The organism is Micropruina sp., assembly GCF_047607385.1.
In the GTDB taxonomy this organism is placed as follows: domain Bacteria; phylum Actinomycetota; class Actinomycetes; order Propionibacteriales; family Propionibacteriaceae; genus Micropruina.
In genome coordinates this window covers 1-10,877 of sequence record NZ_JASGDE010000034.1, presented here as the reverse complement: position 1 = coordinate 10,877, position 10,877 = coordinate 1, and the positions used below count along the sequence as shown (strand labels likewise).

At 70.1% G+C, this 10,877-nt stretch carries 15 protein-coding genes; 9 read left to right on the top strand and 6 right to left on the bottom strand.

The window, feature by feature from the left end; all coding sequences use genetic code 11:
• A partial coding sequence (locus tag QM582_RS03400) for a hypothetical protein (protein ID WP_415081762.1) occupies positions 1–250 on the bottom strand: 250 nt, incomplete at its 3' end.
• 68 nt (positions 251–318) lie between these two features.
• Between QM582_RS03400 and QM582_RS03395 the strand changes: the two genes are divergently transcribed.
• Positions 319–879 (top strand): inorganic diphosphatase, encoded by a 561-nt coding sequence (locus QM582_RS03395; protein ID WP_415081760.1) that lies wholly within the window; start codon positions 319–321, stop codon positions 877–879.
• Positions 876–1,370: a SixA phosphatase family protein gene (locus tag QM582_RS03390; RefSeq protein WP_415081759.1), complete on the top strand. Its 495-nt coding sequence runs from the start codon at positions 876–878 to the stop codon at positions 1,368–1,370. The genes QM582_RS03395 and QM582_RS03390 overlap by 4 nt, the downstream gene beginning before the upstream one ends.
• A gap of 30 nt (positions 1,371–1,400) precedes the next feature.
• Here QM582_RS03390 and QM582_RS03385 read toward each other — a convergent pair whose 3' ends face one another.
• Together QM582_RS03385 and QM582_RS03380 are read right to left on the bottom strand one after the other, a co-directional pair.
• Positions 1,401–2,072, bottom strand: coding sequence for a hypothetical protein (locus tag QM582_RS03385; RefSeq protein ID WP_415081757.1), 672 nt, complete (start codon positions 2,070–2,072; stop codon positions 1,401–1,403).
• Positions 2,073–2,150: 78 nt separating this feature from the next.
• Positions 2,151–3,017 carry an exodeoxyribonuclease III gene (locus QM582_RS03380; RefSeq protein ID WP_415081755.1) on the bottom strand — a complete coding sequence of 289 codons (867 nt, stop codon included), beginning with the start codon at positions 3,015–3,017 and terminating at the stop codon, positions 2,151–2,153.
• A gap of 80 nt (positions 3,018–3,097) precedes the next feature.
• On the opposite strand from QM582_RS03380, the gene QM582_RS03375 reads away from it, so the two are divergent.
• The 4 genes from QM582_RS03375 to QM582_RS03360 all read left to right on the top strand — a co-directional run bounded on the left by QM582_RS03375 (position 3,098) and on the right by QM582_RS03360 (position 5,464).
• Positions 3,098–3,466: a hypothetical protein gene (locus QM582_RS03375; RefSeq protein ID WP_415081754.1), complete on the top strand. Its 369-nt coding sequence runs from the start codon at positions 3,098–3,100 to the stop codon at positions 3,464–3,466.
• On the top strand, positions 3,463–4,287 hold the full coding sequence (locus tag QM582_RS03370; RefSeq protein WP_415081753.1) for a uracil-DNA glycosylase: 825 nt from the start codon (positions 3,463–3,465) through the stop codon (positions 4,285–4,287). The genes QM582_RS03375 and QM582_RS03370 overlap by 4 nt, the downstream gene beginning before the upstream one ends.
• Before the next feature lie 77 nt (positions 4,288–4,364).
• Positions 4,365–5,027: an NAD(P)-dependent oxidoreductase gene (locus tag QM582_RS03365; RefSeq protein WP_415081751.1), complete on the top strand. Its 663-nt coding sequence runs from the start codon at positions 4,365–4,367 to the stop codon at positions 5,025–5,027.
• Positions 5,024–5,464, top strand: a complete 441-nt coding sequence (locus QM582_RS03360) for a MarR family winged helix-turn-helix transcriptional regulator (protein WP_415081750.1) — start codon at positions 5,024–5,026, stop codon at positions 5,462–5,464. The genes QM582_RS03365 and QM582_RS03360 overlap by 4 nt, the downstream gene beginning before the upstream one ends.
• 2 nt (positions 5,465–5,466) lie before the next feature.
• Here QM582_RS03360 and ilvD read toward each other — a convergent pair whose 3' ends face one another.
• Entirely contained in the window at positions 5,467–7,167 is a 1,701-nt protein-coding gene (ilvD, locus tag QM582_RS03355; RefSeq protein WP_415081748.1) for a dihydroxy-acid dehydratase, read from the bottom strand.
• A 34-nt stretch (positions 7,168–7,201) separates the two neighbouring features.
• On the opposite strand from ilvD, the gene QM582_RS03350 reads away from it, so the two are divergent.
• Both QM582_RS03350 and QM582_RS03345 read left to right on the top strand, forming a co-directional pair.
• Positions 7,202–7,510, top strand: a complete 309-nt coding sequence (locus tag QM582_RS03350; protein ID WP_415081746.1) for a helix-turn-helix domain-containing protein — start codon at positions 7,202–7,204, stop codon at positions 7,508–7,510.
• A gap of 61 nt (positions 7,511–7,571) precedes the next feature.
• Positions 7,572–7,889 (top strand): hypothetical protein, encoded by a 318-nt coding sequence (locus tag QM582_RS03345; RefSeq protein WP_415081745.1) that lies wholly within the window; start codon positions 7,572–7,574, stop codon positions 7,887–7,889.
• Here QM582_RS03345 and QM582_RS03340 read toward each other — a convergent pair whose 3' ends face one another.
• Together QM582_RS03340 and QM582_RS03335 are read right to left on the bottom strand one after the other, a co-directional pair.
• Positions 7,890–8,504, bottom strand: a complete 615-nt coding sequence (locus QM582_RS03340; RefSeq protein WP_415081743.1) for a ClpP family protease — start codon at positions 8,502–8,504, stop codon at positions 7,890–7,892. It abuts the gene before it with no gap.
• On the bottom strand, positions 8,501–9,130 hold the full coding sequence (locus tag QM582_RS03335) for a ClpP family protease (protein WP_415081741.1): 630 nt from the start codon (positions 9,128–9,130) through the stop codon (positions 8,501–8,503). Before QM582_RS03335 ends, QM582_RS03340 begins: the two co-directional genes overlap by 4 nt.
• A 129-nt stretch (positions 9,131–9,259) precedes the next feature.
• Between QM582_RS03335 and QM582_RS03330 the strand changes: the two genes are divergently transcribed.
• On the top strand, positions 9,260–10,555 hold the full coding sequence (locus tag QM582_RS03330; protein ID WP_415081739.1) for an ATP-binding protein: 1,296 nt from the start codon (positions 9,260–9,262) through the stop codon (positions 10,553–10,555).
• The last annotated feature ends 322 nt before the right edge of the window (positions 10,556–10,877 follow it).

The window sequence follows — 10,877 nt, the reverse complement described above, 5'->3', positions numbered from 1 at the left end:
GGGCCTTCGCCGACGGCGCCGGGGTCGGAGTGAGCGCCTCCAGCGGCAGCTCCGGTGCCGCGGCGGTGGCCGGCGGCCGGTAGCCGGCCGGCGGCGGGGCGGTGGAACTGAGCACGCTCGGCGACAACACCGCGGTACGCCACTGCGGGACGGCCAGCAGCGCCCCGGCGGCGACCACCACCAGGGCGAGCAGCACCAGCACCGCCGTCCGGGCCAGCCGGGCCGACGTCCGGGCTAACGATTTCGGCATGTTGCCGCGGGCGGGGTTGGAGATAGGGTCGAGCGTGGCATCCACGCCATCATGACAGCCTTCGAGAGGTGAACTGCACTGTGGTCGACTACATCCGCCCCAAGATCCAGCCGAGTCTGCACTTCGACGTGACCATCGAGATTCCCAAGGGCACCAAGAACAAGTACGAGATGGATCACCACACCGGCCGGATCCGGCTCGACCGGACGCTGTTCACCTCGACCCAGTACCCCAACGACTACGGCTTCATCGAAGGCACGCTCGGCCAGGACGGCGATCCGCTGGACGCCATGGTGCTGGTCCCGGAGGCGACCTTCCCCGGTGCGCTGATCGAGTGCCGGGCGATCGGGATGTTCCGGATGACCGACGAGATGGGCGGTGACGACAAGGTGCTCTGCATCCCGGTCGCCGACCAGCGCCAGGACTTCCTCACCGAGCTCAAGGACCTGCCGCAGCTCACCCTGCTGGAGATCGAGCACTTCTTCGCCGTCTACAAGGACCTCGAGCCCGGCAAGTCCGTCGAGGGCGCGGTCTGGGTCGGACGCACCGACGCGGAGAAGGAGATCTTCGAGAGCTGGCGGCGGGCCCAGGGCACCGACTACGAGAACGAATTCACCCGCAGCGAGTGAGCACGCTGCATCTGCTCCGGCACGCCGAGGCGCACTGGCAGTCGCCCGGTCCGGGCGGCGATCACGCACGTCCGCTGAGTGCCCGCGGGGTGCAGCAGGCCCGCGGTGTCGGCGCCTACCTGCGCGGCGCCCGGATCGACGTGATCCTGGCCTCGTCGGCCACCCGGACCCTGCAGACCGCCGAGGCGCTCGGCCTCGGCGTGCCGATCTGGGACCGGGACGAGATCTACAACGCCGGGGCGCCGGACATCCTGGAGCAGATCATGACCGTCCCGGACGGGTACGCCGGCATCCTGGTGGTCGGCCACGCGCCGGGCATTCCGGCGCTGGCCCATGCGCTGGCCGACGCGTCCTCGGACGCCACCGCCCGGGCCACCATCGCCTACCGCTATCCCCCGGCGACGCTGTCGACACTCACCGCGCACACGCCGTGGAGCAAGCTGCGCTCGGCCAGCCTGATCGACGCCCGGATCGCGCCGGAGCCCGGCTGATTCCCTGCCGGCTGCTTTCCTTCGGGTCGGTCAGGCCTGGCGCCGGACGTAGATCTTCGCCTCCGCCGGTCCGTTGCATTCGATCCAGGACTTGATGGCGCACAGGTAGGTGACGTTCTTGCGGGACTGCGGATCGGCGATGGTCACCCGGAAGCTGTCGGGCAGGTCGGTGCCGAGGGTCCGCACCGCCGACAGCACCCGGGTCGCGACCGCGCAGGTGGTGGTGGCGCTGCGCGCCAGTTCGGGGGTGCAGACCGTCGCACCGCGCGGCGGCGTGCTGCTCAGCACCGTGGAACTGGGTGAGACGGTGCCCGGTGAGGCGACCGTGGGCCGGGTGCCCAGCGTCTGCCCGATCAGCCAGGCCAGGCTGGAGATGGCAGCCACCAGCGCCACGCCCAGCGCGATCAGCGCCACGGTGTTGCGGGTGCTGCGTCCGCTGCCGTAGGCGGGCAGGAACCGGCTGGTCTCGTCCGGGTCCCAGTCGTCGCCATGGTCACCCGGCACCAGTGCCGGCCCGGCCTCCACGGCCGGCGCGGGCTCGGCGGCCGGCGCGGGCTCGCCCTCGAAACGGATCGGAGGGGTGTTCGGCGGGGCCGGCACCTCGGAGGCGTCCAGCTCAGCGCCGGACACAGCGCGTCCGCAGCGAGGGCAGTGCAGGGCGTGCTCGAACAACTGCAGGCCGCAGGCCTCGCACATCAGCATGAAACTCTCCGATCGGGGCAACGGTCGCTTCCCGATTCTGGCACAGGCCGCGGCCGGAGTCGGCCGGGTGGGCCGGCGTCACCGCGACTGGGGCAGTTTCCGGGCACCGCGCCGGGGCGTCCGCGGCGCCGACGGCGGCGGCACGACCGGGCCGATGTCGCCGTCCGGGGCCTCGTCCAGGTCGACGATCACCGGGGCGTGGTCGCTGGGACCGGCGCCCTTGCGGGCCTGGCGGTCGATCCAGGCCGCTGCGACCCGGGACGCGGTGGCGGTGTCGGCGAGGATCAGATCGATCCGCATGCCGAGATCCTGGTGGAACATGCCGGCCCGGTAGTCCCAATAGCTGAACACCCGCTGGGTGGGCCAGCGGTCGCGGACCACGTCGTGCAGGCCCAGGTCGACCAGCGCCTGCAGCGCCGTCCGTTCGGGTTCGGTGACGTGGGTGTGCCCCTGGTAGGCGGCCGGGTCGAAGAGGTCGGCGTCGGCGGGCGCGATGTTCATGTCGCCGCACAACGCCACGTGCTCCGGGCCGGCGGCGACGCTGGCCCGCAGCGCGGCCAGCCATTCCAGCTTGTAGTGGTAGTGATCGGAGTCGGGCACCCGTCCGTTCGGCACGTACAGGCTGTGCACCCGGACGCCGCCGCAGTCGGCGCTGATCGCCCGCGCCTCCGGCCCGGGAAAACCGGGCATGTCCGGGAAGCCGCGTTCGACATCGGCCAGACCCACCTTGGAGAGCAGCGCGACACCGTTCCACTGGCCCTGGCCGTTGCTGGCGAACTGGTACCCGCGCTCGGCGAGCGGTTCGGCGAACAGGGCCGCGAAGGCGTCGTCGGTGAGTTTGGTCTCCTGCAGGCACACCACGTCGGGACGCCGCTCGTCCAGCCACGGCAGCAGCCGCGGCACCCGCTGCTTGGCCGAGTTCACATTCCAGGTCGCGATCCGCACCCGGTCAGGGTACGTGAGGTCGCCGACAGGATCTCGGGGCTACACTGCGCCCAAGCCCGGGCCGGATAAGGGGGTTGGCGATGTCGCTCTTCGATCAGCAACCGATGGGACCGGTCCCCGCGCGCCGGCCGATGATCATCGGCCAGGATCCCGACTCGGCCCAGGCGGGCATCGATCTGCCGACCACGCGTGTCGAGGTGCTGGCGCCGATACCGCGGGAACTCGCCGCGGCGGCACCGTACCGGCGGCGCAGGCATCCGATCCGGATCGCGGTGGGAGTCCTGGTCCTGGCACCGATGCTGGTGGAGTTGCTGTTCGGCCTGGCGTCCCTGATCCGGTCCGAGGACGACCCGGAGATGCAGACCCCACGGGTGCTCGCCATCGGCATCGTCTTGGTGGTGATCGGCTGTGCCCATCTGGTCTTCCGCTACCTGGCCGGTCGGCGTTGAGCGATCCGCACCCGCTCACCGGGCGGTCGTTCGCGTCCCCGGCCCCACCGGGCACCGGCTGGCCGGGTGATCCGGCGACGGGTTCCACCCCGGTCGCGCTCGATGCCGTGGACGTGGCGCGGCTGGCGGCGTCCGCGAGCCTGGAGCAGGTGCAGGCCCGCTCGTCGGTGTGCCGGGCCTGTCCCCGGCTGGTGAGCTGGCGCGAAAGCGTGGCGACCACCGGACGCCGGGCGTCGTTCGCCGATCAGCCGTACTGGGGGCGTCCGGTGCCGACCTTCGGCGACGACGCCGGCACGCTGCTGATCGTCGGCCTGGCGCCGGCCGCCAACGGTGCGAACCGGACCGGACGGATGTTCACCGGCGACCGGTCCGGCGACTGGCTGTACGCCGGGCTGTTCCGGGCCGGGCTGGCCAATCAGCCCACCGCGACCCATGCCGGGGACGGCCTGGCGCTGCGCGATCTGCGGATCACCGCCACGGTGCGCTGTGCGCCGCCGGACAACAAGCCCAGCACCGTCGAGAAGGCGACCTGCTCGGGCTGGCTGGACCGCGAGCTGACCCTGATCGGGCCGCGGCTACGGGGAATCCTGGCGCTCGGCTTGATCGGCTGGGACGCCACCCTGGCCGCCGCGCGCCGGCTGGGCTGGGCGGTGCCGCGTCCCAAACCGCGATTCGGGCACGGCGCCGAGGCCGAGCTGGGGGCCGGCGGCCGGACGGTGCGGCTGTTCGGCAGCTACCACGTCAGCCAGCAGAACACTTTCACCGGCAAGCTCACCGAGCAGATGCTGGACGACGTGCTGCAGCGGCTGCGGGACTGCTGAGAGGTCGAGGGCCGCGCTGCAGTCTCACGAACGTAGATGGTACGGTTTCCGTACTATCTGCCCCATCGGAGGTCACCGTGCGCGTCACCATCGTCGGAGCGGCCGGACCCACCGGCCTGTGGCTGTGCCGGGAGGCGCTGCGGGCAGGTCATGCGGTGACGGCGGTCAGTCGCCGTCCGGACCCGCTGCCGCTCGAGCCGCACCCCGAGCTCACCCTCGTCCAGGCCGACGCCCTCTCCGGCGACGGGCTGGACGAGGCCGTCGCGGGTGCCGATGCCGTGCTGTCCACCCTCGGCTGCGCCTACACCCGGCGTCCGGTCAGCATCTACTCGGTGGGCACCCGGAACATCGTCGAGGCGATGCGGCGCAGCCGCTCGGCCCGGCGACTGGTGGTGGTCAGTTCGGGACTCACCTATCCGCCGCCGCCGATGAACTGGCTCGCCGACCACCTGGCCTTTCCGCTGCTCCGCAATGTGATCGGACGCACGCTGTACGCCGACATGCGCGCCATGGAGGAATATCTCCACACCGTCGGCGATCTCGACTGGACGGTGATGCGACCAGGTCGGCTGATCGATGCCGACCAGGTCTCCGACTACCGCCTCGACCTCGACCACCCCACCCAGGGCACCACCACCCGCGCCGATCTCGCCGCCGCCATGGTCGCCGAACTGAGTCGCCGCGACCACTTGCGCCAGGCGGTCGCGCCCACCACGAACCGGCGCCGGGCGTCCCGATGAGCGACGTCACGTCGATCAGGGATGCCGTCAGGCAGTTGCGGATCGAACTCCAGATCGTCAACGACAAGGTGGCCGTCGCCGCCGGCCTGAACCCCCGCGATCTGGACGTTCTCGACGTCATCGACCGCGAAGGCCCGTGCACACCCTCGCACCTCGCCCTCCGGACGGGGCTGTCGCGCGCCACCCTGACCGGCGTCCTGGCTCGCCTCGAACAGCAGCACTGGGTCGCCCGGGAACGACATCCGGACGATGGCCGGTCGGCGCAGCTGCGCTCAACCGACAGGTTCGACGAGCTGCGGCATCTCTACCGGCCGCTCACCGACGCCGCCGACGCCTTGACGCGTCGCCTGCCGCATCGGGATCGCGAACTTCTGGAGCGGACGCTCACCGACCTGATCACCGCGGTCCGGGAGAGCCACACCGCCGAGCGGAGCTGAGTTCAGTCGAGGACGGCGCCGCGGCTGGCCGAGGTGACCAGCTTGCGATAGCGGGCCAGCACCCCGCGGGTGTACTTGGGTTCGGGGTGGGTGACGCCGGCGTCCCGGCGGGCCGCCATCACGTCCGGATCGACCAGCAGGTCGAGGCGTCCGTTCGCCACGTCCAGCCGGATCGGGTCGCCGTCGTGGACGAAGGCGATCGGACCCAGGTCGACCGCCTCGGGAGCGACGTGGCCGACGCACAGGCCGGTGGTGCCGCCGGAGAACCGGCCGTCGGTGAGCAGCAGCACGTCCTTTCCGAGCCCGGCGCCCTTGATCGCGCCGGTGACGGCGAGCATCTCGCGCATGCCCGGGCCGCCCTTGGGTCCCTCGTAGCGGATCACCACCACATCGCCCTTGCCGAGGGTGCCGTCCTCGACCGCGTCCATCGCGGCGCGTTCGCCGTTGAAGACCCGGGCGGTGCCCTCGAACACCGAATCGTCGAAGCCGGCGCTCTTCACCACCGCGCCCTCGGGGGCCAGCGTGCCCTTCAGGATGGTGATGCCGCCGGTGTGGTGGATCGGCTGCTGCATCGCCCGGATCACCTTGCCGTCGGGGTCGGGCGGGGCGATGTGGGCCAGGTTCTCGGCCATCGTCTTGCCGGTGACGGTGAGGCAGTCACCGTGCAGCAGGCCGGAGTCGAGCAGCAGTTTCATCACCACCGGGACGCCGCCGACCCGGTCGATGTCGGTCATCACGTAGGCGCCGAACGGCTTCACGTCGGCCAGGTGCGGAACCTTGGCGCCGACCCGCTGGAAGTCGTCGATGGTCAACTCGACCTCGGCCTCGTGGGCGATGGCCAGCAGGTGCAGCACCGCGTTGGTGGAGCCGCCGAAGGCCATCACCACGGCGATGGCGTTCTCGAAGGCTTCCTTGGTCATGATGTCGCGGGCGGTGATGCCGCGGCGCAGCAGGTTCACCACCGCCTCGCCCGAGCGCCGGGCGAACCCGTCGCGGCGCCGGTCGGTGGCCGGCGGGGCCGCCGAGCCGGGCAGCGACATGCCGATCGCCTCGGCCACCGAGGCCATCGTGTTGGCCGTGTACATGCCGCCACAAGCACCTTCGCCGGGACAGATGGCGCGCTCGATGGCGTCCACGTCGGCCCGGGACATCAGCCCGGCCGCGCAGGCGCCGACCGCTTCGAACGCGTCGATGATGGTGACCGTCTTCTCGGTGCCGTCCGAGAGCCGGGCGATGCCGGGCAGGATCGACCCGGCGTACAGGAACACGGACGCCAGGTCGAGCCGGGCGGCGGCCATCAGCATGCCGGGCAGCGATTTGTCGCAGCCGGCCAGCAGCACCGAGCCGTCCAGCCGTTCGGCGTTCATCACGGTCTCGACCGAGTCGGCGATCACCTCGCGGGAGACCAGTGAGAAGTGCATGCCCTCGTGGCCCATCGAGATGCCGTCCGAGACCGAGATGGTGCCGAACTCGAGTGGGTAGCCGCCGGCGGCGTGCACGCCGTCCTTGACCGCCTTGGCCAGCCGGTCCAGCGACAGGTTGCACGGGGTGATCTCGTTCCAGGACGACGCCACGCCGATCTGCGGCTTGGCGAAGTCCTCGTCGCCCAGCCCCACCGCCCGCAACATACCCCGGGCGGCGGCCTTCTCCAGACCGTCGGTGACGTCGCGGCTGCGGGGCTTGAGGTCGGGAGTCAGCGTCATGACCGGAGTCTAGGACCGCGATTACGCTGTGCCCATGGGTGACGTCATACCGCTGCGACCGGAGCGCGAACCGGAGCCGGTCGAGCCGCTCTGGCGGGAAGCGCTGGGCGAGCAGTTGCGCGCCGAACGGCTGGAACGCTCCGACCGGATCGTCGACGTCGCCGGACGCGCCGGAATGTCCCCGCAGTACCTGTCCGAGTTGGAGCGCGGCTTGAAAGAGCCGTCCTCGGAACTGCTCGCCGCCGTCGCCGGAGCCCTGGACCTGACCGTCTCCGAGCTGACCCTGCGGATCAGCACCCGGCTGGCCGGCACGATCCGGGGCCCGGTCTGCCTGGCCGCCTGACACCATGAAACCTGGCCGCCTGACACCATGAAACGTCGGATTGTACGGGTACCATCGGCCCATGGTTGATCAGGGGCTCCTCGAACGAGCGTTGCAGCTCGATGAGTCCGCTCGCCGGGAACTCATCTTTGCCCTGCAGAACTCACTCGACCATGGCGAGGTGTCCTCGGAGGTCGCCGCGATCATCGACCAGCGCATCGCCGAAGCTGACGCAAACCCGAGTGGTTTCGTGACGCTCCCACCGTCTCAGCGGTTCTTGCTCGGCGACGCGTTGACCTCGCTGGGTCGCGAGCTTGACCTCTCCGACGACGACATAGCGGTGCTGGACGCCGTGCGCAGCGCAAGCTCAACGAAGCCGACAACATCGGCGTCGAACTGATCAATCCTTGGCAGGGTCGTTGAGTCCGGTGTCGACCGCCAGCACCCGGTCGACAATGCCGTAGCGGACGGCGTCGGAGGGGGTCAGGATCAGGTCGCGTTCCAGCTCGGCTCGGATCTGCTCCGGCGTCCGCCCGGTGTGCCGGGCCAGCAGTTCTTCCTGCAGGGTACGGACCCGGGCGACCTCGTCCGCCTCCAGGATCAGGTCGGGGATGGTGCCGCGTCCCTCGGCGGCGGGGGCATGGATGACCACCCGTCCGTGCGGCAGGATCTGCCGTCCGCCGGGCGCTCCCCCGGCCAGCAACAGCGCGGCGGTCGCCGCCACCTGCCCGACACAGGTGGTCTCCACCCGTGGCCGGACGAACTGCATGGCGTCGTAGATCGCCAGAGTTGCCGGGATCGACCCGCCCGGTGAGTTCAGGTAGAGCGAGATCGGGGTCTCTGAGTTCTCGTTGGCCAGGTGCAGCAGCTGGGCGATCACGGTGTTGGCCACCCCGTCGTCGATGCCGGTGCCCAGGTAGACGATCCGGTCGGCTAGCAGCCGGCTGTAGATGTCGACGGTGCGTTCGCCGCGGTCGGTGCGGGTGGTGACGTAGGGAATCGGGTAGCTGCTCATCGGAGTCCTCCCAGGTCGGCGCGGCCCATTCCGATCCGGGTCCGAGGGGTCGGCAGCAGTTCCGGGCCCTCGACGATGGCGTCCACGAATCCGTAGTCGAGGGCCTCTTCCGCCGAGAACCAGCGGTCCCGGCGGGAGTCGGCCTCGACCCGTTCCAGCGGCTGACCGGTGTCCTCGGCGATGCAGGCCAGCACGGTGTCGCGGGTGTTCCGCAGGTCGTCGGCCTGGATGGCGATGTCCATCGCGGTGCCGCCGATGCCGGCCGAGCCCTGGTGCAGCAGCACCCGTCCGTGCGGCATGGTGTACCGCTTGCCCTTGGCGCCGGACGACAGCAGGAACTGTCCGGCGCTGTAGGCCATGCCGAGGTTGATGGTGGCGACGTCGTTGGGGATGGTGCGCATGCAGTCCCGGATCGCCAGCATGCCGGGGACGGAGCCGCCCGGAGAGTTGATCAGCAGCCGGATGTCGGCGTCCGGGTCGTCGGCGGCCAGCACCAGCAGCGCGCTGCACAGCCGCAGCGTGTTGTCGTCGGCCAGCGGGCCGCTGAGCACGATGGTGCGCTGCTCGAACAGCCGGTCGTGCAGCAGGTGGTCGAGTCGGAGCGGCTCGGTCGCGGTGTCGGTCATGCTGCGAGCCTGCCCGCGCGGCGGCCAGGAGAACAGAGCGCGCTGCCGTGAGCAGATCTGCTGTGAGCAGGGCCGGACGCCCAACCGTGCTAAATCGGCATTAGAGGTACTGCTAAAGTTGCATTAGGCATGCTGCTAAATCTGCATCAGGAGGGACATCGGATGGCCGTCAAGGATGGTTACCTCCCGCGCTACATCGATCGGGCACTGGACCTGCTACTGGCCGAACTGCCAGCTGTGATGCTGGTCGGGCCGCGCGGCTGTGGCAAGACGACAACCGCCCTCCGACGCGCCCGGTCGGTGCTACGCCTCGATCGCCCGGAGCAGGCAGCGGCTTTCCGAGGATCTCCCGATGCGGTGCTGGCCACCTACCCCACCCCTGTGCTTATCGACGAGTGGCAGTCCGAGCCTGAATCCATGGGCGCGGTAAAACGGGCGGTCGACTCCGAGCCCGGCACCGGGCGCTTTCTGCTCACCGGTAGCGTCCGGGCACGGCTGGGGTCGACAGGCTGGCCCGGCACCGGCCGCGTCGTCCCCCTTCCGATGTACGGGCTCGCGGTCGGCGAGCTGGAACGGCAGGAGCAGGCCGCGGGTTTCATCGAGCGGCTCTTCGCCGATCAGCCCTTTCCCGCCACCCGACTCGACCCCGCCCCGACGCTCACGGACTACGTCGACCACGCCGTTCGCGGTGGCTTTCCGGACGCCTATGAGCTCAGCGATTTCGCTCGCTCGAACTGGTACGACGGCTATATCGACCAACTGATTCGCCACGATGTGCCGGCTGCCGCCGACGTCCGGAACCCGACGGGATTGGCATCGCTGCTGCGGGCCGTCGCGCTCAACTCCGCGGGCCAGCCGGAACTGGGCACGTTGGCCGTTGCAGCTGGGCTGAATCACCGTACGACGAAGGTCTACCTCGACCTGCTCGAAGACCTGCGGATCATCGAGCGGCTGCCTGCCTGGACCACCAACCGGCTCAGCCGCATGGTGAAACGTCAGAAGTACTACATCGTCGACTCGGGAATGGCCGCACACCTTGCGGGCGATAGCCGGGTTGGAGCGCTGCGCAACGGCGATCGGCTCGGCCGGCTCGTCGACACCTTCGTGGCCGCCCAATTGCGGCCACTCCTGCGGTTGTCCTCGCCGGCGATCAGCGCCTTCCATCTGCGCGACGCCAACCAGACCCGTGAAGTCGATCTGCTGCTCGAATCGGCGGCGGGTCAGGTCGTCGGGGTTGAGATCAAGGCTGCCGAGGTGGTGCACCCTCGCGACGCCCGGCACCTGGCATGGCTGCGCGATCAACTCGGGGCGATCTTTCATCGGGGCGTCGTGTTTCACACTGGCACGACCACCTACCCGCTCGACGACCGAATCTGGGCCATGCCGGTCGCCGCGATCTGGGGCGAAGAATATCGAGTCGCATGACGCATCGCCCTACATTGGCGCCATGTTGACCGCCTTCGCTGCTTTGCCGGCGGCGTGATCCCTGGATCGGTACGCAGTCTGAAGGAGGGCGTGGGTGCCAACGAATCGTCAGCGGGTATGGCCGCCCGGCGAGGATGGCGCGCTGTCGCCTGATTCACGGCAGTGCTCGTCCTGTCAGGCTGCGCGGCGTCTCCCGCACCGGACGCCGCCCGGCCGGTTCGTAGACCCCGTCTTTGGCGACCCCGTACACCACGTCCAGCCCGGGAATGCCGGCCTGCACCCGGATGTGGGTGAAGCCGGCCTCGCGATGGGCGTCCACCTG